The sequence below is a fragment of the Sphingobium sp. ba1 genome (assembly GCF_000743655.1).
Classification (GTDB): domain Bacteria; phylum Pseudomonadota; class Alphaproteobacteria; order Sphingomonadales; family Sphingomonadaceae; genus Sphingobium.
The window spans coordinates 1722009-1744390 of record NZ_JPPQ01000069.1 but is presented as its reverse complement, the minus strand read 5'-3'; the positions used below and the strand labels follow the sequence as shown (position 1 = coordinate 1744390).

At 63.6% G+C, this 22382-nt stretch carries 23 protein-coding genes; 13 read left to right on the top strand and 10 right to left on the bottom strand.

The features are described from left to right. Nucleotides 1-68 precede the first annotated feature (68 nt). The gene (locus IL54_RS11495; RefSeq protein ID WP_037475769.1) at nucleotides 69-614 is read left to right on the top strand and encodes a hypothetical protein; all 546 of its coding nucleotides are present in this window, start codon (nucleotides 69-71) and stop codon (nucleotides 612-614) included. A gap of 371 nt (nucleotides 615-985) precedes the next feature. Here the strand turns inward: IL54_RS11495 and IL54_RS11490 are convergent, their stop codons facing one another. The 7 genes from IL54_RS11490 to IL54_RS11460 form a co-directional block, all read right to left on the bottom strand. Further along, nucleotides 986-1285 carry a GIY-YIG nuclease family protein gene (locus IL54_RS11490; protein ID WP_037475766.1) on the bottom strand — a complete coding sequence of 100 codons (300 nt, stop codon included), beginning with the start codon at nucleotides 1283-1285 and terminating at the stop codon, nucleotides 986-988. A 206-nt stretch (nucleotides 1286-1491) separates the two neighbouring features. Then, nucleotides 1492-1827 (bottom strand): low molecular weight protein tyrosine phosphatase family protein, encoded by a 336-nt coding sequence (locus IL54_RS11485; protein WP_037475764.1) that lies wholly within the window; start codon nucleotides 1825-1827, stop codon nucleotides 1492-1494. Nucleotides 1828-2179: 352 nt separating this feature from the next. Further along, complete coding sequence (locus IL54_RS11480) at nucleotides 2180-2539, bottom strand: hypothetical protein (RefSeq protein WP_052027663.1); 360 nt, start codon at nucleotides 2537-2539, stop codon at nucleotides 2180-2182. A gap of 90 nt (nucleotides 2540-2629) precedes the next feature. Beyond that, a complete protein-coding gene (gene metH, locus IL54_RS11475) occupies nucleotides 2630-5242 on the bottom strand; it encodes a methionine synthase (RefSeq protein ID WP_037475762.1) in 2613 nt (870 codons plus the stop codon). An 86-nt stretch (nucleotides 5243-5328) separates the two neighbouring features. Further along, nucleotides 5329-6375, bottom strand: coding sequence for a homocysteine S-methyltransferase family protein (locus IL54_RS11470; RefSeq protein ID WP_037478449.1), 1047 nt, complete (start codon nucleotides 6373-6375; stop codon nucleotides 5329-5331). Between the two features lie 99 nt (nucleotides 6376-6474). Next, nucleotides 6475-7380: a methylenetetrahydrofolate reductase gene (gene metF, locus IL54_RS11465; protein WP_037475760.1), complete on the bottom strand. Its 906-nt coding sequence runs from the start codon at nucleotides 7378-7380 to the stop codon at nucleotides 6475-6477. Further along, a complete protein-coding gene (locus tag IL54_RS11460) occupies nucleotides 7377-8348 on the bottom strand; it encodes an ArsR/SmtB family transcription factor (RefSeq protein ID WP_037475758.1) in 972 nt (323 codons plus the stop codon). The genes metF and IL54_RS11460 overlap by 4 nt, the downstream gene beginning before the upstream one ends. A 216-nt stretch (nucleotides 8349-8564) precedes the next feature. On the opposite strand from IL54_RS11460, the gene IL54_RS11455 reads away from it, so the two are divergent. Together IL54_RS11455 and IL54_RS11450 are read left to right on the top strand one after the other, a co-directional pair. Next, entirely contained in the window at nucleotides 8565-8783 is a 219-nt protein-coding gene (locus IL54_RS11455) for a hypothetical protein (RefSeq protein WP_037475755.1), read from the top strand. A 267-nt stretch (nucleotides 8784-9050) separates the two neighbouring features. Then, on the top strand, nucleotides 9051-9293 hold the full coding sequence (locus tag IL54_RS11450) for a hypothetical protein (protein ID WP_037475753.1): 243 nt from the start codon (nucleotides 9051-9053) through the stop codon (nucleotides 9291-9293). Nucleotides 9294-9342: 49 nt separating this feature from the next. On the opposite strand, the gene IL54_RS11445 is transcribed toward IL54_RS11450, so the two are convergent. Beyond that, on the bottom strand, nucleotides 9343-9771 hold the full coding sequence (locus IL54_RS11445) for a glycine zipper 2TM domain-containing protein (protein WP_037475748.1): 429 nt from the start codon (nucleotides 9769-9771) through the stop codon (nucleotides 9343-9345). Between the two features lie 188 nt (nucleotides 9772-9959). Here IL54_RS11445 and IL54_RS11440 point away from each other — a divergent pair, with 188 nt between their 5' ends. Continuing rightward, a complete protein-coding gene (locus IL54_RS11440) occupies nucleotides 9960-10985 on the top strand; it encodes an esterase-like activity of phytase family protein (protein WP_037478446.1) in 1026 nt (341 codons plus the stop codon). On the opposite strand, the gene IL54_RS11435 is transcribed toward IL54_RS11440, so the two are convergent. Continuing rightward, entirely contained in the window at nucleotides 10943-12331 is a 1389-nt protein-coding gene (locus IL54_RS11435; protein WP_037475745.1) for a helix-turn-helix domain-containing protein, read from the bottom strand. The genes IL54_RS11440 and IL54_RS11435 overlap by 43 nt on opposite strands. Nucleotides 12332-12473: 142 nt before the next feature. Here IL54_RS11435 and IL54_RS11430 point away from each other — a divergent pair, with 142 nt between their 5' ends. Continuing rightward, the gene (locus IL54_RS11430; RefSeq protein ID WP_037475743.1) at nucleotides 12474-14069 is read left to right on the top strand and encodes an isocitrate lyase; all 1596 of its coding nucleotides are present in this window, start codon (nucleotides 12474-12476) and stop codon (nucleotides 14067-14069) included. Nucleotides 14070-14402: 333 nt separating this feature from the next. Here the strand turns inward: IL54_RS11430 and IL54_RS11425 are convergent, their stop codons facing one another. Next, entirely contained in the window at nucleotides 14403-16214 is a 1812-nt protein-coding gene (locus IL54_RS11425) for a DUF885 domain-containing protein (RefSeq protein ID WP_037475741.1), read from the bottom strand. A 170-nt stretch (nucleotides 16215-16384) separates the two neighbouring features. Between IL54_RS11425 and IL54_RS11420 the strand changes: the two genes are divergently transcribed. The 8 genes from IL54_RS11420 to IL54_RS11385 all read left to right on the top strand — a co-directional run bounded on the left by IL54_RS11420 (nucleotide 16385) and on the right by IL54_RS11385 (nucleotide 22376). Next, a complete protein-coding gene (locus IL54_RS11420) occupies nucleotides 16385-17071 on the top strand; it encodes a glutathione S-transferase family protein (RefSeq protein WP_037475739.1) in 687 nt (228 codons plus the stop codon). Nucleotides 17072-17161: 90 nt separating this feature from the next. After that, entirely contained in the window at nucleotides 17162-18613 is a 1452-nt protein-coding gene (leuC, locus tag IL54_RS11415; protein WP_037475738.1) for a 3-isopropylmalate dehydratase large subunit, read from the top strand. Between the two features lie 109 nt (nucleotides 18614-18722). Continuing rightward, the gene (gene leuD, locus IL54_RS11410) at nucleotides 18723-19316 is read left to right on the top strand and encodes a 3-isopropylmalate dehydratase small subunit (protein WP_037475736.1); all 594 of its coding nucleotides are present in this window, start codon (nucleotides 18723-18725) and stop codon (nucleotides 19314-19316) included. A gap of 56 nt (nucleotides 19317-19372) precedes the next feature. After that, nucleotides 19373-19696, top strand: coding sequence for a DUF1476 domain-containing protein (locus IL54_RS11405; protein ID WP_037475734.1), 324 nt, complete (start codon nucleotides 19373-19375; stop codon nucleotides 19694-19696). A 10-nt stretch (nucleotides 19697-19706) separates the two neighbouring features. After that, nucleotides 19707-19940, top strand: a complete 234-nt coding sequence (locus IL54_RS11400) for a BolA/IbaG family iron-sulfur metabolism protein (protein WP_037475732.1) — start codon at nucleotides 19707-19709, stop codon at nucleotides 19938-19940. 60 nt (nucleotides 19941-20000) lie between these two features. Further along, the gene (gene grxD, locus IL54_RS11395; protein WP_037475731.1) at nucleotides 20001-20333 is read left to right on the top strand and encodes a Grx4 family monothiol glutaredoxin; all 333 of its coding nucleotides are present in this window, start codon (nucleotides 20001-20003) and stop codon (nucleotides 20331-20333) included. Between the two features lie 163 nt (nucleotides 20334-20496). After that, nucleotides 20497-20865: a BlaI/MecI/CopY family transcriptional regulator gene (locus IL54_RS11390; RefSeq protein WP_037478444.1), complete on the top strand. Its 369-nt coding sequence runs from the start codon at nucleotides 20497-20499 to the stop codon at nucleotides 20863-20865. Next, a complete protein-coding gene (locus tag IL54_RS11385) occupies nucleotides 20862-22376 on the top strand; it encodes a M56 family metallopeptidase (RefSeq protein WP_037475728.1) in 1515 nt (504 codons plus the stop codon). Before IL54_RS11390 ends, IL54_RS11385 begins: the two co-directional genes overlap by 4 nt. The last annotated feature ends 6 nt before the right edge of the window (nucleotides 22377-22382 follow it).

Sequence of the window (22382 nt, the reverse complement as noted above, 5' to 3'; positions counted from 1 at the left end):
GGGTCTTTTCAAGTAGCCAGACGCCGAAAGCCGTCGTTTATTTGCATGACGCATGCTAAACTGTATCTATGACGACCGCTGAAATCATCTCCATTGGCGCAGCCACTGTAGCGCTAATCGGTGCATCGGCTGCATGGGGCGCAATTGTGGCAAACCGCCAGATTGCTACCAAAACTATACGCGCGCAAATCGACATCGCAGCACGCAACTCGCGTGCAACGGTCGTGAGCGCGAATAGGCAAAAGTGGATCGATGCTGTCCGAGAAGATGTAGCAGATTTTATCTCCATCCGGTCGCAGATTGAGACATTGAAGTCTGCCGGTAGTTTCCACGGTGCAGGACAAGACGCGCTACTCACAGAGGAGCGAGGCCTTCGGACTAAATTGGTGATGTTACAGGCCAGAATCGAGATGCGGTTGAACCACGGTGAGGAAGATCACCTTGCGCTGCTCGCAGCGTTAGACCGTTACGATCAGGAAGTATCCACCGAAGCGGCTACAACCTTGCGAGCGGCGGGCCGCAAAATATTCAAGGAAGAGTGGACCCGGCTCAAGAAGGAAGCGAGCGGAATCAATCCGTTTGCAAAAGAGGGCGTCCCGTCCCGGCGGGTTTAGGGCTCCCACGCGATCGCTGTAAACGGTAAGACTTGGTCATCCTCAGTCATCCTCCCCCTAGCACGGAGGTGGCTGGCGTAGCCAGACGGAGGGGTGTCACCCTGTCAATGGGGTGACACCCCTCCACCATTTCGTGGCCCCTTCAACAGATTCACGTGCCTCTGTTGAACCCTACAGGGGAGGATTTTCGGGCAAACGCGGGCATTACGCTTTGCCTTCCCCCTCTCGTCATGCCGGACTTGATCCGGCATCCCGCTTTCCTTCGGTTGTGCCGGAGGAGAAGCGGGACCCCGGCTCAAGGCCGGGGTGACGTTGATTGGGGGCGAGTAGGAGTGAACGGTTGTTTGTGTCGGGCTTGGCTGGTTGGGTGGTCAGGTCAGCGTGTCGAACAGGTCGCGCCAGTTCGGGTTGCCCTGTTCGACAAGCGCGAACTTCCAGGGGCGACGCCAGCGTTTTATACGCTTTTCATGGTCGATGCAGTTTGCGATGTCATCGCCGCGCTCCGCCCAGACGAGGCGATGCAGGCCGTAGCGCGCGCAAAAGTCTGAGCCGGTGCCGGAGCGATGCTGGTGGATGCGGGCGGCGAGATCGGTGGTGACGCCGACATAGAGCGTGCCGCGATAGCGGTCGGCCATGATGTAGACCCAGCCGCCTTTATGTTCGCGATCCATGGGGCGGGTTTTAGAAGGCAGCGGGACCCCGGCTCAAGGCCGGGGTGACGTAGCGTTGGACGGTGGGATGCTGCGCATTTTCAGTCCGACTGATCACCCGACGCATCTCCTTCCATCCCGCTCAACTTCTCTAATTCAACACATCGCAATCATGTCTGCTTGCGGGCGGATCAGCAAGCCAGATAAGCGGCAAGAAATGGCTGATGTCAGCCAGTAGGCAGATGCCGTGCAAGCCGCTCCTCCAGCAATGCCACCAGCGCCGGGTCCATGAATACGAACTCATCTGGTATGTCGAGACAGATCATCCGCTTTCCATTGAGCGAAGAACGGAAGCGTTTTTGGACCTTGGTGCGGTGCATCTTTTCCATGACCACGATCACGTCGGCCCACTTGATCAATTCCGATGTGAGAGGGTTCTCAGCATCATTATTTGTGCCTGCCGATGAAACTTCGAGGTCCGGTCGCCCAGAAAAAACCTGCTCAGCAGTCGGGCTGCGAAGACGGTTCTGACTGCAAACAAACAAAATATTTTTCACGGGCATAGCCTCCCGGCCCAACGGATGCCCGCGATGTACTGTCAGCTTTGGGGGAAGGTCAATTGAGCTGGAAACAGCTTGATGTGGTCGTTCATTCCCATCCGCCTTCCTCATGCCGGACTTGATCCGGCATCCCGCTTTCCTTCGGTTGCGCCGAGCAAGAAGCGGGACCCCGGATCAAGTCCGGGGTGACGTGGAGTGGGATGGGGAGGTCGTGACGATTGTCCGTCCGACTGGTCACCAGACTTACCCCCCTTTCGTCATGCCGGGCTTGACCCGGCATCCCGCTTTACATCGATAGAAGGCGTGATGCGATGCAGCGGCTCCCTACCGAACCGGCCCACTGACCCCCGCCCATTCACTCCCACTTGGCCGTCGCCTTCTGCGTCTTGGCGTTCCAGAAGATCTGGATTTTGCTGATCGTGCAGAGGTCGAAATTGGTCCACTGGGCTTCGTCGCCATCGGTGAAGATGACTTTGAGGTCGTAGTTGCAGACGGCGTTTTTGGCGTTGAAGGTGATGGGAACCGAGGCGGTGTCTTCCAGCACTTCGTCTTCCATCACGTCGTCGCCCCAGGCTTTGGCATCGGCGGGCGAGACATAGACTTCGGCGATGTCGTAGCCGGTTTTGTTGAACAGGGTGAAGTCCTGGTCCCCGGCGATGGCGGGTGCGGCGAGAAACAGGGCGCAGGCGCCCAGGATGGTGGCAATCGGCTTCATGAATAATCCCCCCCGTGCCGATGCATATCATCGGCGCGGGGTGGGTGTAGGATATTGCGCTGACCGTAACAAGCGGCTGTTTCGGGGCGTTTAATCCAGATTGGGACGCAGATAGCGTTCGGCCGTTTCCAGGTCGATGCCGCGCCGTGTGGCATATTCCTCCAACTGGTCGCGGCCGACGCGGGCGACGCCGAAATATTCCGATTGGGCATGGCCGAAATAGAAGCCGCTGACGGCGGCCGTGGGGAGCATAGCGAAGCTCTCGGTCAGGGTGATGCCGGTCGCGTGATGGGCGTCGAGCATCTCGAACAGGATCGTCTTGAGGCTATGTTCCGGGCAGGCGGGATAGCCGGGCGCGGGGCGGATGCCGCGATATTGTTCCTTGATCAGCGCTTCGTTGGTCAGTTGCTCGCCCTCGGCATAGCCCCAGAGCGCGGTGCGGACATAATGGTGGAGGCGTTCGGCGAAGGCTTCGGCGAGGCGGTCGGCCAGGGCTTTCAGGAGGATGTCGGAATAATCGTCGATCGACGCCTTGAAGCGGGCCAGATGCGGCTCGATGCCGTGGATGCCGACCGCAAAGCCGCCCATCCAGTCGCCATCATGGCTGATGAAGTCGGCGAGGCACATATTGGCGCGGCCTTCGCGCTTCTGGATCTGCTGGCGCAGCATGGGGAGGGTATAGTGTTTCTCATCCTCGACATGGACGATGATGTCGTCGCCCTGACGGCGGCAGGGCCATAGTCCCGCGACGCCGCGCGCGGTCAGCCATTTTTCGGTGACGATTTTGTCGAGCATCGCCTGCGCATCGGCGAACAGGCTGGAAGCGCTTTCGCCCACGACCTCGTCGGTCAGGATCGCGGGATAATTGCCCGCCAGTTCCCAGGCGCGGAAGAAGGGGGTCCAGTCGATATACTGCACCAGATCCTTCAGATCCCAATCGGGGAAGCGATGGACGCCGGGCAGGCGCGGGCGCGGGGCCTTGAGGCTTTCGTCGATTTCGAAGGCGTTGGCGCGGGCGTCCTCTATGCTGACCAGCGCGCTTTGCCCCTTGTTGGCGCGGGCGACGCGGACATGCTCATAGTCATCCTTGGTCTTCTGGACGAAGGCGGTCTTTTGCGTGTCCGATACCAGCGCGGTGGCGACGCCGACGGCGCGGCTGGCGTCGAGCACATGCACGACCGGCCCGGTGAAGGCGGGATCGATGCGCAGCGCGGTGTGGACGCGCGAGGTGGTCGCGCCGCCGATCAGTAGCGGCATGGTCATGCCCGCGCGCTGCATTTCGGTGGCGACCGTCACCATCTCGTCAAGCGAGGGGGTGATGAGGCCCGACAGGCCGATCATGTCGGCGTCATTCTCGTTCGCGGCCTTGATGATATCCTGCCAGGGGACCATCACGCCCATGTCGATGACGTCAAAGCCGTTGCATTGCAGGACGACGCCGACGATATTCTTGCCGATGTCATGGACGTCGCCCTTGACCGTGGCCATGATGATCTTGCCCTTGCCCTTGGCGCCGGGTTCCTTGGCGGCCTCGATATAGGGAAGGAGGTGGGCGACCGCCTTCTTCATGACGCGGGCGGATTTGACGACCTGGGGCAGGAACATCTTGCCCGCGCCGAACAGGTCGCCGACGACGTTCATGCCGTCCATCAGCGGGCCTTCGATCACTTCGATCGGGCGGGCGGCGACGAGGCGGGCTTCCTCGGTATCTTCGACCACATACATGTCGATGCCCTTGACCAGCGCATGTTCGAGGCGGCGGGCGACGGGCCAGCTGCGCCATTCCTGCGCGGCCTTTTCGACTGCTGCGTCCTTGCCGCGATAGCTTTCGGCGAGGGTGACGAGGCGGTCGCCGGCTTCGGGATCGCGGTTGAGGAGGACATCCTCGCAGGCGGTGCGCAGCGCGGGATCGATCGCGTCATAGACGTCGAGCTGGCCGGCGTTGACGATCGCCATGTCGAGGCCAGCGGGGATGGCGTGGTAGAGGAAGACGCTGTGCATTGCGCGGCGGACGGGTTCGTTGCCGCGGAAGGAGAAGGAGAAGTTGGACAGGCCGCCGGAGATATGGACGTGCGGGCAGCGCACCTTGATCTCGCGACAGGCTTCGATGAAGTCCATGCCGTAATTATTATGCTCCTCAATCCCCGTCGCCACCGCGAAGATGTTGGGATCGAAGATGATGTCTTCGGGCGGGAAGCCGATGCCCATCAGCAGGTCATAGGCGCGGGCGCAGATTTCGACCTTGCGTGCCTTGGTATCAGCCTGGCCGGTCTCGTCGAAGGCCATGACGACCACCGCTGCGCCATAGGCCATACATTTGCGGGCGTGGAAGAGGAAGGCCTCCTCGCCCTCCTTCATGCTGATCGAATTGACGATCGGCTTGCCGGATACGCATTTGAGGCCCGCTTCGATCACCTCCCATTTGGAGCTGTCGATCATGACGGGGACGCGGCTGATGTCGGGTTCCGAGGTCATGAGCTTGAGGAAGGTCGTCATCGCCTCGACCGCGTCGAGCAGCCCCTCGTCCATGTTGACGTCGACGATCTGCGCGCCATTCTCCACCTGCTCGCGCGCGATGTCGATCGCGGCGGCATAGTCGCCCGCCATGATCAGCTTCTTGAACTTGGCCGATCCGGTGACGTTGGTGCGTTCGCCGATATTGACGAAGGTGGCGCCAGTAAGATTGGGGGATTTCTGGGTCATGTTTTCAGGGTCCGTTCGCTTCGAGCGAAGTCGAGAAGCATTCGCGCCCGTGTCTCGACTACGCTCGACACGAACGGAGGTTGGGTTCAGGCGGCGATGTGCATGGGTTCCAGGCCGGCGAGGCGGGTGACGACTTCGAGTTGCGGCACCACGCGCGGCTTCTCGCCCGCCAGCGCCTTCGCCACCGCGCCGATATGCTCTGGCGTCGTGCCGCAGCAGCCGCCGACCATGTTGACCAGCCCTTCATCGACCCATTGGCGGATCAGCTTTGCGGTGGTTTCGGGCAGTTCGTCATATTGGCCGAGTTCGTTGGGCAGGCCTGCATTGGGATAGGCCAGGATCAGCGTGTCGGCATTTTTCGACAGGTCGGCGAGATAAGGGCGCAGCAGGTCCGCGCCAAACGCGCAGTTCACGCCGATGGTCAGCGGCTTGAGATGCCGCATCGAATACCAGAAGGCGTTGATGGTGTGGCCCGACAGGTTGCGGCCCGACATGTCGGTGATGGTGAAGCTGAGCATCAGCGGGACCGGGCGGCCCGCCGCTGCCTCCGCCTCGCGCGCGGCCATGCCTGCGGCCTTGGCGTTCAGCGTATCGAAACAGGTTTCGACCAGCAGGAAATCCACCCCGCCCGCGATCAGCGCATCGCATTGCTGGCGGTAATCGGCCTTGAGCGTGTCATAATCGACCTCGCGATAGGCGGGGTCGTTGACGTCGGGCGAGATGGACAGCGTCTTGTTGGTCGGGCCGATCGAGCCGCACACGAAGCGCGGCTTGCCATCCGCCGCGGTCGCCGCGTTACAGGCGTTGCGCGCGAGCGTGGCGGCGGCGATATTAATGTCCCACACCAGATGTTCGCAGCCATAATCGGCCATGGCGATCTTGGTCGAGCTGAAGGTGTTGGTTTCGATCATGTCCGCGCCCGCCGCCAGATAGGCGGCATGGATGCCCTGCACGATGTCCGGCCGGGTCAGGCAGAGCAGGTCGTTATTGCCCTTCTGATCCTTGGGCAAATCGAGGGTGCCGCGATAATCGGCTTCGGTCAGGCCATGTTTCTGGATCGACGTGCCATAGCCGCCGTCGAAGATCAGGATCTTTTCGGCGGCCAGGGCGCGTAATTGGTGTTCAGCGGTCATGTTCATATCCTCTCGTACCGTTCGGTTCGAGCCTGTCGAGAACCCCCACGAAACCAGTTCTCGACAAGCTCGAACCGAACGGAGGGGGGGGTGAAATATCTAGGCGTCCGCTGTCGCCTTTGCCCGCAGCCCCAGCAAATGGCAGATGGCAAAGCTCAATTCCGAGCGGTTGAGCGTGTAGAAATGAAAGTCGCGCACGCCGCCTGCATAGAGTTTCTGGCAGAGTTCGGCCGCGATTGTGGCCGATACCAGTTGGCGCGAGGCGGGGTGGTCGTCCAGACCTTCGAACAGGCGCGCCATCCAGCTGGGCACTTGCGTATTGCACATGGCGGCCATCCGCTGGGTCGCGGCGAAATTGCTGACGGGCATGATGCCGGGCACGATGTCGGCGGTGATGCCCGCCGCCAGCACCTTGTCGAGGAAGCGGAAATAGGCGTCGGGGGTGAAGAAGAATTGGGTGATCGCGCGGATCGCCCCGGCATCGAGCTTGCGCTTGAGATTATCCAGGTCGCTCTGCGCGCTGGCGGCTTCGGGATGGACTTCGGGATAGGCCGATACCGAAATTTCGAACGGGTGGCGCTTGATGAGGCCTTCGACCAGTTCGGCCGCGCCCTTATAGCCCTGCGGGTGCGGTTCGAACGTGCCACCGACTTCGGGCGGGTCGCCGCGTAGCGCGACGATGTGGCGCACGCCCGCGTCCCAATAGGCATCGGCGATCTCGCCAATCTCGTCCTTGCTCGCGCCGACACAGGTCAAATGCGCGGCGGCGGCAAGCGGCGTTTCCTTCGCGATCCGTGCGACCGTGTTGTGGGTGCGTTCGCGGGTCGACCCGCCCGCGCCATAGGTCACGGACACGAATTTAGGCGCAAGCGGCGTCAACGTCTCGATCGCGGACCAGAGTTGTGCTTCCATCTTTTCCGACTTGGGCGGGAAAAATTCGAAGCTGACCTGGCAGTCGCCCGCAAGGTCGGCGTAGAGCGGGGCGGCAGGATCGTTCAAGGTCATGCAGAAATCCGTCCTTCGATGGGCAGGATGCGGGCGCCCTTGCGCCGTCCCAGCCAGAGTTGCACCGTCAGTTCCTGGCCCGGCAAAGTCTCCACCCGCTCCAGCACAAGGCCCGCTGCCGCGAACCAGCCGCCGATCTGATCGTCGGAGAAGCCGAGGCGGGCATGCTGGTCGCGCAGGCGCAATTCCTCACGCTCATGCGGGGCGAAGTCGGCGATCAAAACGCGGCCGTCGAGCGCGGTCACGCGCGCGGCTTCGGCAATCACTTGTTCGGGGGCCTGCGCGTAATGCAGCACCTGATGCAGCACGACCGTATCGACGCTGCCCGGTTCGAGCGGCAGGTCGAGAAAATCGCCCAGCAGCAGCGCATATTTGTCGCCCGCATCTTCAGGCAGCTTGGCGCGGGCGAGGCGCAGCATGTCCGGGCTGCGATCAATCGCGGTCACGGCGCGCGCGGCGGGGCCGAACAGTTCGACCATCCGGCCGGTGCCGGTGCCGACGTCCAGCAGATGGCCGATCGGGGCGCTGGCGAGCAGCGCGGTCATCGCGGTTTCCACCTGCGCCTCGGCAACGTGGAGCGAGCGGATCGCATCCCATTCCTCGGCATGGTCGGCGAAATAGCTTTCGGCGGCGCGGGCGCGGTCGGCGCGCACGGCGGCAAGGCGCGCCAAATCAGCCTGCTGCCACAATTTTTCGGCGTCCGATGGCGTCAGATGATCGAACAGCGCGATGAAGGGGGCGAGGCCTTCGCCTTTGCCGAGGCGCAGGAACACCCAATTGCCCTCCTTGCGCCGCTCGACCAGGCCCGCTTCGGCGAGGATGCGGACATGGCGCGATACGCGCGGCTGACTTTGCCCCACGACCTGCGCGATTTCGCCGACCGCCAGCTCCATCGCGCGCAGCAAATGAATGATCCGCAAGCGGGTCGGATCGCCAAGGGCGCGGAAAATGTCGAGCGAAGCTGCCATGGGAACATCATATAAAGAAATCTTTATATGCGTCAACAACTCTCATTTTCCGGCTTTTGACCGGCAAAAGCATGGGCCTATCGCCTTGCTGTTGCATGAATGGGATTGCCTTGCCCCGTCCAAGGCATTACGAATCGCCTCGCAGGCGCAATGGGGGGTGAGCTTTTCTCCGAGAGTGGTCTGCACCGTTTTTTTCTCAGAGAGGGGTTTTTGCCCATGACCAAGTCTATCGCTCTTTCGCTCGTTCTTGCCGCTTCGCTCGGCCTGGCTGCCTGCTCGGGCGCCGAAACCGAAAACACCGCGAACAACGCCGCCAACTCGGCCGAGAACGCGTCGAACGCTGCCGACAACGCCATGAACGCGGCGATGAACGCTGCCGACAATGCGGCCAACGCTGCGTCGAACGCCACCAACAACGTCGCCAACGCGATGTAAAACCCGCAAGGGTTGTTGGACGAATATGATTGGGGGTCGCACCGGCAACGGCGCGGCCCCTTTTCTATTGGGCAGTTTTGGTGTTTGCACCACTACTCATTCCTGCCCCGTTAGGGGAGGCGGCTGGCCAAAGGTCAGACAGAGGGGTGTTGCGTTATCGAGGCGGTGACACCCCTCCACCACGCCTTCGGCGCGGTCCCCCTCCCCTTGCAGGGGAGGATTTTAACGTGCGAACGACAGGGTCGCTTTTCGATTGGGGATAGAGAGATGATCCGCGCCTTATTCATCGCTACAGCGCTGCTGCCGCTTGGTGCCTGTGGTTCAGAGCCGTCCGATGGTGTCGGCGGCGTGAGCGCCAGTGAAGCGAGCGCGCTGAACGATGCGGCCGCGATGCTCGATGCGCAGAGAGGCGTGGCGCAGAGCGGCGATGCTGGCCTCAATCCCGCAGCCAGCGCGGCCGCCGGGGCCGATCGGGGCCGGGTTGCGCCGCAGCCTGATCCCAAACCTTGACGCAAAAAGGCCGCCCCTGACGGGACGGCATTCTTACTTGGCTCAGAATTCAGCAGTTACGGTCGATCGCCCGGCCGGCGAGGGCACCGACGCCTGCGCCGATGATCGCGCCGGTCGTACCGTCACCGCGACGGCCATAGCGGCCCGAACCCTTGCCGACTTCATTGCCGAGCAGGCCACCGGCGATCGCGCCGATGATGGTGCCGCCCGTGCCATTGTCGCGGCAGCGATAGCCGCCCCGATAGCCATTATTGCGATAATAGCGGTCGCCGCGATAATATTGGTTACGGTTGCCGCGATAGCCACGGTCACCCCGGTAGCCGCGATTGTCGCCGCGATAATAATCGCCGCGATCATAACCACGGTCGTAACCGCGATAATAGCCATTTTGCGCCATTGCGGGTGTGGCGGTCGCCACCATGGAGGCTGCGCCCATTGCCAGGGCTGCGCCCAAATTCAAAAGAAACTTCATCTTCATCGCGCTTCTCCTTCCTGTGTCAGCATCAGAGGGGCGATGTCCGATTACGGGATTGCCCATCGAGTGACGTCTTTATGGCCGATTCGGGTTGAGCCATGTCTGAATGGCGCTGACAGCCCGCGTTCACATGGCAACAGTTGGCCATTGCCGTGCTGCGCTTCGTCGACAGAGCCGCTATGGCGGGCGGGATGACGCGAATCCTGATCGTGCTGGCGCTGGCCATCCTGCTGTTGCCCGCGCCGCATCCCAGCAAGCCGGAAGCGGTGCAGGCAGGCGCGTTGCTGGTATCGGCGCGCGCGCTACCGCTCAGCAGCATCGACCCTGCGCTGCGGCGCGTGGGGGCGCTGGACTATCTCGGCGGATGGGAATTGCGCAGCGCCAATCCGGGCTTTGGCGGCATTTCAGCGCTGCGCGCGACCGGCGGGGGCGACATATTGGCGCTGAGCGATTCCGGCATCCTGATGGGCTTTCATGTAGGATCAGGCGAGGCGTCGCGGCGCCCCTTCATCGCGCCGCTGCCGGTGCGGCCCAAGGACCGGGATCGCCCCTGGTGGGCGTGGGATTCCGAAGCGCTGACCTATGATCCGGCGACCGACCGCCATTGGGTGGGGTTCGAACTGCAACAGTCTATCTGCCGCTATGCGCCCGGTTTCGCGCGGGTGGAGGCGTGCCGCGTCTGGCCCGCCATTCTGGGCTGGCCCAAGACGGGGTCCATCGAATCGCTCGCGCGATTGCCCGATGGGCGGTTCATCGCGATTGCGGAGATGGGGATGACACCCGATGGAGCGCATCAGGCTCTGTTGTTCGCGGGCGATCCGGCCGAGAGTGCGACGCCCGACCCCATTCCGCTGCGCTACACGCCGCCGCAGGGCTATCGGCCGACCGATGCGGTGGCGCTGGACGATCGGCGGTTGCTGGTCGTTAATCGCCGTCTGACGTTGCAGAATCTGTTTACCGCCACCATTGCCATCGTGGATCTGCCGGTGACGCTGGAGCCGGGCGCGACGCTCAAGGCGCGGACGCTGGCGCGCCTCGCGCCGCCGCTGCTGGCCGATAATTTCGAGGGGATCGCGATCAGCCGGGAGGGCGGGCGGACGATGCTATGGGTGATCTCCGACGATAATCACGAATTTTTCCAGCGGACTTTGTTGCTGAAGTTCAGGCTGGCGGATCAGCCATCCGCAAAGCCGAACGGCGCGCGCGTCCCGCGATAATCGTCGGGAAGCATGTCGCGGCCGATCGGCGGGGCAGAGCGGGCGAGGCAGTGGGGGCGGTGGCAGAGGCGACAGGTGACGCCGATCGGCGTGGGCGCCGGGGGCGGGCTGCCCTGGGTATAGATCAGGCGATGGGCATGGTCGGCGGCGCAGCAGAGTGCGATGGCGCGGTCGACCTTGGGGGATCCCCAGCCTCCACCGCCCGCCGTGACCGTGCGCGCGATCGAGAAGAAGCGTTGGCCGTCGGGCAGTTCGAGCCATTGGGTGACGACCTGTCGGGGCGTCTCGAACACCCGATGCACCGACCAGAGCGGGCAGGAGCCGCCATGCCGGGCAAAGGGAAAGCCCGCGCCGTCGAGCCGCTTGGAGACATTGCCTGCCGGATCGACGCGGAGGAAGAAGAAGGGAACGCGCTCCTGCCCCGGTTTTTGCAGGGTGGTGAGGCGGTGGGCGACCTGCTCGAAACTGGTGCCGAACTGGCGGGCGAGCGCCTCGACATCATAGCGGCGTGCCTCAACCGCTTTGGCGAAGGCGGCGTAGGGCATCAGGATCGCGGCCGCGCCATAGCTGGCGAGCGCGCGGCGGGCGAGGCGGCGGCTGCTTTCGGTAGTGAACTGGCCGTCCTTGAGGATGGCGTCGAAGGCCCTGCGCATTTCGAGATAGGCGATCTGGAGCGCGAGCTGGAATTGGGCGCTGGCGGTGTCGAGCGTGTCGTCGAGGAGGATGGCGTCGCGATGCCGGTCATAGCGGCGCAGCGATCCGGCCATGACGTCGGCAGGCAGGCGGCGAACGCGAAGACTATGCCGGGCGCGCAGCCAGCCGGTGAGGCCGCCTTCCGTCTCGGCATCGGCGGCGAGTTTTTCGGCCAGGTCGTCCAGCATCGGGAAGCTGTTGCGGCGGGCGGCGAGGAAGCGGCGCGATTCGGCGACTGGATCGGGCGCGTCATCAGGGGCGGTGCCCTGGTCGGCGAGGGCCAGATGCTCTTCACGATAGCTGGTGTAGAGGCGCAGCAGCGCTTCGGTGATGCCGGGATAATTGACCGCGACGTCGCCGGTGGCAAGCGCGGGCAGGTCAAGGTCCGCGAACATCGGGTCTTTGAGGACGGCGTGGAGCCGCGCGGTCTGTTCAGTGCCGCCGTCGCCCGCCACCTCCGCCATGTCGAGCTTGTAGGTGCGCGCGAGGCGCAGCAGCATGTCCGCGGTCAGCGGCCGCTGGTTGCGTTCGAGCAACGCGACATAGGAGGCGGAAATGTCCAGGTCGGCGGCCATGTCGGCTTGGGTAAGGCCAAGGTCGCGGCGGAGCCGCCGCAGGCGCGGCCCCATATAGACCGGGCTGTCTTTACGCATCGGCTCGACTCCTGTGCAGGCTTTACAACTTTACAGCATATTTTTGTAAAGATCGACAACTGAACTTCACAAGGGCTGCCGCGCCGTGTGGGCGGGGGGTAGGGGCTGTACATCAAGCCCATAGCTCACGAGGGAACGGCCCATGTCCTACCAGGAAAATATCGCAAAGGCGCAGGCGCTGATCGGCAGCCATCCCGGCACATGGGACGGCATCAATGCGGAATCGGTTGCGCGGATGCAATTGCAGAACCGGTTCAACACGGGTCTCGACATCGCCAAATATACTGCGGGCGTCATGCGCCGCGACATGGCGGCCTATGATGCGGACCCGGCCGAATACACCCAGTCGCTCGGCTGCTGGCACGGTTTCATCGGCCAGCAGAAGATGATCGCGATCAAGAAGCATTTCGGCACGACCAAGCGCAAATATCTCTATCTGTCGGGCTGGATGGTTGCGGCGCTGCGCAGCGACTTCGGCCCGCTGCCCGATCAGTCGATGCATGAGAAGACCAGCGTTCCGGCGCTGATCGAAGAGCTTTACACCTTCCTGAAGCAGGCCGATGCCCGCGAATTGGGGATGTTGTTCCGCGATCTCGACGCGGCGCGCGCTGGCGGTGACGAGGTCAAGGCGCAGAAGGCGCAGCACGCGATCGACAATTTCGAAACCCATGTCGTCCCGATCATTGCGGACATTGATGCGGGCTTCGGCAATGCGGAAGCGACCTATCTGCTCGCCAAGAAGATGATCGAGGCGGGAGCCTGCGCGCTCCAGATCGAGAATCAGGTGTCGGACGAAAAACAGTGCGGCCATCAGGATGGCAAGGTCACCGTGCCGCATGAGGACTTTCTCGCGAAGGTCCGCGCCTGCCGTTACGCCTTTCTGGAACTCGGCGTCGATGATGGCATCATCGTCACGCGGACGGACTCGCTGGGCGCTGGCCTGACCAAGCAGATCGCGGTCAGCAACGAGCCGGGCGATATCGGCGACCAGTATAACAGCTTCCTCGATTGCGAGGAGATCGACCCGGCGACGGCGAAGAATGGCGATGTCATCCTGAACCGCGACGGCAAGCTGCTGCGCCCCAAGCGGTTGCCGAGCAACCTGTTCCAGTTCCGCGAGGGCACTGGCGCGGATCGCTGCGTCCTCGATTGCATCACCAGCCTGCAAAATGGCGCGGACCTGTTGTGGATCGAGACGGAAAAGCCGCATATCGAGCAGATCGCGTCGATGGTCGACCGCATCCGCGAGGTCGTCCCCAATGCCAAGCTCGTCTATAATAATTCACCCAGCTTCAACTGGACGCTGAATTTCCGTCAGCAGGTGTATGATGCCTGGGTCGAAGCGGGCAAGGATGTCAGCGGCTATGACCGGGCGCGCCTGATGAGCGTCGATTATGATGCCACCGATCTGGGTCGGGAAGCCGACGACCGCATCCGCACCTTCCAGAAGGATGCGGCAGCGCGGGCGGGGATTTTCCACCATCTCATCACCTTGCCGACCTATCATACGGCGGCGCTCAGCACCGACAACCTGGCGAAGGAGTATTTCGGCGAAGCCGGGATGCTGGGCTATGTCGAGGGCGTGCAGCGCAAGGAAATCCGCCAGGGCATCGCCTGCGTGAAGCATCAGAATATGTCGGGTAGCGACATTGGCGATGATCATAAGGAGTATTTCGCGGGCGAAGCGGCGCTGAAGGCTGGTGGCGCGCACAATACGATGAATCAATTTGCGGCCTGACACTCTTTCGTGATTGCCGCGCGGGTGGGGCTTTATCTCCGGCGTGCCGTTGGGGTGCGATGTCGGGAGATCGGTCCCCGCCTGCGCGGGGATGACGGCCGCTTTACGGGCCAGCTCGCGGGGGAATTCGACACTCCCTTCGCGGGTTTGGGTGGAAGGACTGGACGGCCCGGCGGGAAACTGCCGGGCCGTTTTTTCAACGTTGAAATCCTCCCCTGGAAGGGGAGGGGGACCGCGCCCGAAGGGCGTGGGGGAGGGGCGTCGCCCTATCGAGAGCGTGACACCCCTCCGTCTGGCCTGCGGCCATCCACCTCCCCCGCAGGGGGAGGATTTTTAGGCTATCCCCGCCCGTTGCCGCACCGTCTGCTTCAATATGTCGAGCGGCATGGCACCGAGCGTCAGCACGTCATGGAAAGCCTTGATGTCGAACGCGGCGCCCTGCTTCTTCTGCACTTCGGCGCGCAGGTCGTTCCAGACGGTGTGGCCGATCTTGTAGCTGCAGGCCTGACCCGGCCAGACGGTGTAGCGGTCGATTTCGCCCTGGCTGCGGCCGCGGGCGATGCCGGTGGTGGCGATCAGATAATCGGTCGCCTTTTCGCGGCTCCACCGTTTGACGTGCATACCGGAGTCGACGACTAGGCGGGTGGCGCGGAAGAGGAGCGACTGGAGATAGCCGACCTGGCCCAGCGGATCGCCGTCATACATGCCCATTTCGTCGGCAAGCTGTTCGGAATAGAGCGCCCAGCCTTCGCTATAGCCGCTATAGCCGCCGCGTCGGCGGATCATCGGGATGGCGTCCGATTCCAGTGCGACCGACACCTGGAGATGATGGCCCGGCACGGCTTCATGATGGGTCAGGGTCGCGAGGCCGAATTTGGGCCGGTCGAACGTGTCGCGCAGGTTAATATAATAGATGGCCGGGCGCGAGCCGTCGAGCGAGGCGTTCTGATAATAGCCGCCCGGTGCGCCCGCCTGGATGGTGACCGGCACGCGGCGGACCTCGACCGGGGCCTTGGGCACGGTGTTGAAGGCTTCGCCGAGGCGCTTTTGCATGGCGATGATCTGGACATTGAGTTGGGCGAGCAGCGCTTCGCGGCCGGGATCGGTGTTGGGGAAAAGCTGGTCGGGGCGCTTGTTCAGCGCGACAAGGCGATCGCCGACGGTCCCCTGGCTCATCCCTTCGCCTTTCAGGATCGTGTCGATCCGGGCGCTGATCTGCGCGACCTGATCGAGGCCGATCTGGTGGATTTCATCGCCGGTGAGCGCGGTGGTGGTGGCCGCTTCGGCGGCGGCGGCGTAGAAGGCCTCGCCTTCGGGCAGGCGCCACACGCCTGCGTCATGGGTCGCCTTGGCGCGGAGATCCTGCACCAGGGCGCGCTGACGGTCGAGCGCGGGGAAGATCTTGTCGGTGACGATCTTTTCGGCCTGCGCGGCGCGTTCGGGTGGCAGGCCGGCGGCGGCGAGTTTCTTTACGAAAGAGGCGACCAGGACAGTCTGCGCGGCGGGCTGGTCGCGCAGCGACGCCTGCATCTTGAGCGTCGTGTCGAGAATATAGTCGGGCGCGAACACGCCCTTGGCCGCGTCGGCCTTTTGCCGTTCCAGTTCGCCGTCCATGGCGGCCGGGAAGGCGTCGAGGCGGGCGAGATAGGCATCGGCGTCGGCGGCGTTGGCAACGCGATGCTGCGAATCGAGGAAATCGGGAATCTCGCGATAGCTGCCGGTCAATTGGCTCAGCACATAGGGGGCGTAGCGGCCCGCCGTCTCCCCATAGCCGAAGCGTTCGCCGCCGATCGCGCGGTCGAGCTGATAGGTGACGACGTCATGGTCGAGCTTCGAGGCGGCGCTGAGGGAATTGCGGTCGATGGTCGCGAGTTGCCTGGCCTGGGCCTTGCTGCGGGCGAGGTCGCGGGCGACCCCGGCGGCGGAGGTGTCGCTGAGCTTGCCGCGCAGCGCAGCACGCTCGCCGGTGTCGAGGCCAAGGCGGGTCGCCTGTTCAGGCGAGTCGGCGAGCCGTTCGTAGAAGAAGCCGTCGAGCATGGGGCGCAGCCGGGCGTCGGCGTTGCCGGACTGGGCGAAGGTGGGGGCGGCGGTGGCGGCGGTCAGCGCGGTGGCGCCGCTGGTGGCGAGAAATTGGCGTCGGTTCACGACTATGGGCTCCACAAATCGGGGAAGGGCGGCGAGGGGCGTCGCCCGTGATGCCCCCTTGTGCCGCGATCCCAAGGGCTTGGCTAGGGGCAGTCCGATGCAAAGCCACTGGCGCTATACGCTGCGATGTCGATGGGATATGCGACCCGCGCCTCCAAGGGAGACTTGCCATGGCCTACACACTCATCACCGCGAACCGCAATTATAGCAGCTGGTCGCTGCGCCCCTGGCTGCTGATGACCGCGCTGGGCATCCCGTTCATCGACCGGATCGAGCCGTTTTTGCAGCCGACCAACTATGCCGCCTTCCGTAGTTTTTCGCCGACGGGGCAGGTGCCTGCGCTGATCGATGGCGAGCGGACGGTGTGGGATTCGCTGGGGATCATCCTCTATCTCGCCGATCGCCATGCCGAAGTGTGGCCGCGGGACGAGGCGGCGCGGGCCTGGGCGCAGTGCGCGGCGACGGAGATGCATAGCGGCTTTGCGACGCTGCGGAATGATTGCACCATGAACATCGGCGTGCGGGTGGAGCCGCATCTGCCCTCGCCTGCGCTCAACAAGGATATCGCCCGGCTGACCGAGCTTTGGGCGGAGGGGCTTGCGCGCTTCGGAGGGCCGTTTCTGGCGGGGGACGTCTTTACCGCTGTCGATGCCTTTTACGCGCCGGTCGCCTATCGGGTGCGGACTTACGGGCTGGATGTCGGCCCGGCGGGACTGGCCTGGGTCGAGCATATGCTGGCGCTGCCCGCGATGCAGGCGTGGGAGACGGCGGCGCTCGCCGAAACCTGGCGCGAGGATAGCCATGAGGCGGAGATCGGCGCGGCCGGGCGCATCGTGGCGGATTATCGCGCGGTGTAACTTTCTTGCCTGCGTGGCGGAGAAAACAGAAGATAGCATCGGCTTTCCCCCTTTTCCCCCTGCCATTCCGGGTCTAGGGGGGGAGCCACTATGGTTAAACCCCGCACCCTCTATGAGAAGATCTGGGACGCGCATGTCGTGGAGCGTCGCCCGGATGGCACTTGCCTCATCTATATCGACCGGCATCTCGTCCATGAAGTGACGAGCCCGCAGGCATTCGAGGGGCTTCGTCTTGCCGGGCGCAAGGTGCGGCGGCCCGATCTGACGCTGGCAGTGCCGGATCATAACCTGCCCACGACCCCGCGTCGCGACGCCGATGGCAAGCGCATTCCGATTGCCGATCCGCAGAGCGCACAGCAGTTGGAAGCGCTGGAACGCAATGCGCCGGAATTTGGCGTCCGCCTGATCGGCGACGCCGATGTCGAGCAGGGCATCGTCCATGTGGTGGGGCCGGAACAGGGCTTCACCCTGCCGGGCACGACTTTAGTATGTGGTGACAGCCATACCAGTTCGCATGGCGCGCTCGGCGCGCTGGCGTTCGGGATCGGCACGTCGGAGGTCGAGCATGTGCTGGCGACCCAGACCCTGCTGCTCAAACAGTCGAAGACGATGGCGGTCGTGGTCGATGGCGAACTGGGCTTTGGCGTTACGCCCAAGGATGTCGCGCTGGCGATTTGCGGGCGGATCGGCACGGCGGGCGGCACCGGCTATGTCATGGAATATCGCGGCTCCGTGTTCCGCGACATGTCGATCGAGGGGCGGCTGACGGTCGCCAACATGTCGATCGAGGCGGGCGCGCGGTCGGGCCTGTTTGCACCGGACGAAACGACTTTTGCCTATTTGCAGGGCCGCCCGATGGCACCCAAGGGTGCGGATTGGGACGCGGCGGTCGCCTGGTGGCGCACGCTCGTTACGGATGAGGGCGCGGTGTTCGATAAGACCGTGGTGATCGACGCGGCTGACATCGTTCCAACCGTGACCTGGGGCACCAGCCCTGAAGATGTCGTCGCGGTGACAGGCGTGGTGCCCGACCCCGATAGTTTCGAGGATGCGTCCAAGCGGGCGGCGGCGCAAAAGTCGCTCGACTATATGGGGCTGACCGCCGGGCAGCGGATGGCCGACGTGGCGGTGGAGCATATCTTCATCGGCAGTTGCACCAATAGCCGGATCGAGGATCTGCGCGCCGCCGCCGCGTTGCTGGACGGGCGGCGGATCGCCAGCGGCATCAAGCATGCCATGGTCGTACCAGGCTCTGGCCTGGTCAAGCGGCAGGCAGAGGCCGAAGGGCTGGACCGCATCTTCGTGGCGGCTGGGTTCGAATGGCGCGAGCCGGGCTGTTCGGCGTGTCTGGGCATGAACCCGGACAAGGTGCCTGCGGGCGAGCGCTGCGCATCGACCAGCAACCGCAATTTCATGGGCCGTCAGGGACCGGGTGCGCGCACGCATCTGGTGTCGCCTGCGATGGCTGCGGCGGCGGCGCTCACCGGGCGTCTGACCGACGTGCGCGAATTATTGAAAGACCAAGAGGGGATGACGTTGTGAAAAAGATATTCTGGCTGCTGACGCTGGGCGCGCTGGCGAGTGCCGCGATGGCCGCGACGCTCGGCCGGGCCGAAGATCTGACCGCGGCGGAAGCCAAGCAGGCGCGCTGATGGAGAAGCTGACGACCGTCGAGGGGAAGGCCTATCCGTTCGGGATGAAGAATGTCGACACCGACATCGTCATCCCCTCGCACTGGCTCAAGACCATTTCGCGTACCGGCCTTGGCAAGGGCGCGTTCGAGGTGTTGCGCAAGGAGCCGGGAAATGTCTTCGACGATCCGGCCTATGCGGGCAGTCCGATCCTGATCGCGGGCGACAATTTCGGTTGCGGGTCGAGCCGCGAACATGCCGCCTGGGCGCTGGGTGACTTGGGCATCAAGGTGGTGATCGCGCCGAGCTTTTCCGATATTTTTTCGAGCAATGCGTTCAAGAACGGTATCTTGACCGTGGTCCTGCCGCAGGCGGCGATCGACCGGCTGATGGAGGTTGCGCGCACCGACGAGATCCATGTCGATCTGGAGCAACAGACGGTCACGACGCAGTTTCAGGATCGTTTCCGCTTCGAGATCGATCCCTTCCGCAAACATTGCCTGCTGGGTGGTCTGGATGAGATCGGCCTGACGCTGGGTGATGCGGACGGGATAGCTGTCTATGAAAAGAGCGTTGCGCAGGATCGCCCCTGGATGATCCCTGCCGTTGCGTAATCGCGCGCTTCTGCCTATCTGATTTTCGATATCCGCTTTGAACAGGGCTTTTGGGCATGACGACTTTCGACGATCGCGAACGGGCATTCGAAAACATGTTCGCGCATGACCAGGAAATGCAGTTTCGCATCCAGGCACGCCGCAACCGTCTGCTCGGCGAATGGGCCGCAGCCAAAATGGGCCTGACGCCCGAAGAGACCGACGCCTATGCGAAGGCCGTCGTACAGGCCGATTTCGAGGAAGCGGGCGACGAGGATGTGATCCGCAAGCTGGTGGGCGACATGACATCGGCCGGGATCGAGATTGACGAGCCGGGTGTGCGCGCCGCGCTGGAAGAGCAGGCGGTCGTCGCGCGCCGCATGTTCATCGAAGCGCAGTAAGGCCGCCGCGATGCCGATGGCCGCCGACGAAATTGCTGACATGATCCGCGCCGCCATTCCCGATGCGCAGGTCGAGATTACCGATCTGGCGGGGGACGGCGACCATTATGCCGCGCGCGTGGTGGCGGAAAGTTTCCGGGGGATGAGCCGGGTGGCGCAGCAACGCGCCGTCTATGCGTCACTCGACGGACGGATGGGGGGCGTACTGCATGCCTTGCAACTGACCACGGCGGTTCCCAACTAAGATCGCATGGATAGTATGCGTCGGCCTATCGCGACGCCAGACAGGAATGGACTTTCGATCATGACCGACGCCGTGCATCAGCGGATCGCCGACCTTGTGGGTGCCCATGACGTGGTGCTTTTCATGAAGGGCACGCCGCTCTTTCCGCAATGCGGCTTTTCCAGCCGCGCCATTGCGATCCTGGAGCATCTGGGCGTTGCCTATGACACGGTGGACGTGTTGCAGGACCAGGCCGTGCGGCAGGGGATCAAGGCCTTTTCCGACTGGCCGACCATTCCCCAGCTTTATGTGAAGGGCGAATTTGTCGGCGGCAGCGACATCATGATGGAAATGTATGAAGCGGGCGAACTGCACCAGCTGATGACTGATCAGGGCGTTGCCGCCGCGAGCTGATCGCGACGGATAAGGCGAGATTGAAGGAGGCGGTCCAGTGCGGGCCGCCTTTTTTGTGGCTGATGGGATTGGCCGCCGCTTCTTCGCTTTTCTCCGTTGACTACGCATGTAATCGATGCGATTACAGATGTAGTTGAACGGGAGGCGCAGGCGCGTGGCGGACATAAGCGACAAGATCAGCGAAGCCGAACTGGTGGTGATGGAGGCTCTGTGGGAACAGTCGCCGCAGACTGCCACCGATGTTGCCGACCGCGTCGCGGCCGCGCGCGACTGGAGCGTCCAGACGGTCAAGACTCTGCTGTCGCGGCTGATGGCCAAGGATATCATTGCCGCCGACCAGGATGGTCGCCGCTTTCTTTATCGGCCGATGGTGGCGCGCGATGATTATGTCGCGGGCGAGTCGGGGCGGCTGGTCAATCGCCTGTTCGGCGGTCGCATTTCGCCGCTGGTCGCGCAGTTGGCGAGCCAGGATCAGTTGACGGCGGAGGATATCGCCGAGCTGGAGGATATCCTTAAGGGGCTGAAATCATGAGCGTCTGGATCGTCGAAACGCTGATCGCCACCAGCTTGCTGATGGCGCTGGTGATGCTGCTGCGCCGCCCGGTCGCGCGCTGGATGGGGGCGGGGGCGGCGTACAGCCTCTGGGTCTTGCCGTTGCTGCGCATGGTTTTGCCGGTGCTGCCGCAGGAGGTGGCGGCGCCTTCGCCGCTGCATATCGCGGTCGACCAGTCGGGTCTGCCCGGATTGCTGGCGCTTTCAAATAACCCGCAAGCGGCATCGGAGTCGGGCTTTCCTTGGCTGGAGGCCGGGATCGCGCTCTGGTTCATCGGGTTGCTGGCCTTCCTGCTGTTCCAGGCGGTGGGCTATATCCGCTTCCGTCGCCATATGCTCGATGGCTCCGTATTGCTTGGACAGGAAGGGCGCATCCGCACAATCGCCAGCCCGCAGGCATCGGGGCCGCTGGCCTTTGGCGTGCTGCGGCCGATGATCGTCCTGCCGCTCGATTTCGCGCAGCGCTATGACGATCTGGAGCAGGAGATGGCGGTCGCGCATGAGCGCGCGCATCATGAGCGCGGCGACCTGCTGGCCAATATGATCGCGCTGCTGCTACTGGGCATCCATTGGTGCAACCCGATCGCCTGGATCGCCTATCGCGCCTATCGCGCCGACCAGGAAACCGCCTGCGATGCGCGCGTCCTCTCGCTCTATGGCCGTGACCAGGCCCATGCCTATGGCCGCGCCATCCTGAAAGCCGCAGGCGGGCGGCAATTCGTCGCCGCCTGTCATCTCAATCGCATTGCTACACTCAAGGGGAGGCTTGCCATGCTTTCGCACCATGAAATTTCGCTTCAGCGGATCAGCTGGGGCATGGCGGCTGTCGCCATCGTCACCGCCACCGGCCTCGCGCTCACCGCATCGGGCAGCCGCGCCGCGCAGCAGATGGCGGCGATCAGCGAGACCGTCGAATCCGCCGATCTGGCCCGGCTGGGCGATCTGGTCGCCCGGCCCGCCGCCGCCACCGCGCCGGAAGTGCCAGCCGTGCCAGCCGTTGCCGAGGTGCCGACCGCTGCGACCATCGCGGCCGAAACTGCGCCGATGACACCCGTGCCGCCAGAGCCGATCGTGCCTGCCGCCGACATGATCGCGCCGGTCCCGCCCGTGCCCCCCGCGCCGCCGGTGACCTGGCGCGAGGAAAAGGCGCGCATCAGCGCAAGCCGTGGAGACCAGTGGGGACAGACTCATGGCATCCCGACCGAGGCGGACATTGCCCGGATGGTGCCGGTGGTGGATGTCCGCAAGGGTTGCGATGGCGACCGCACGGTCAGCCAGCGCGAGACGGTGGACAGCAATGGCGGTCGTGCCATCCGTATCCGCATCTGCGAGGCGCAGATCGAGGCGCAGGCGCTGCGATCGGCGCGCGCGGGGTTGATGAAGGCGCGGGCGAAGGTGGAACGGGCAACGCATATGTCCGATCGTATTCGCGCTGACGTGCTGCGCGACCTGGACGAGGAAATCGCGCAGATCGACGGTCAGCGCAACTGATTGCGC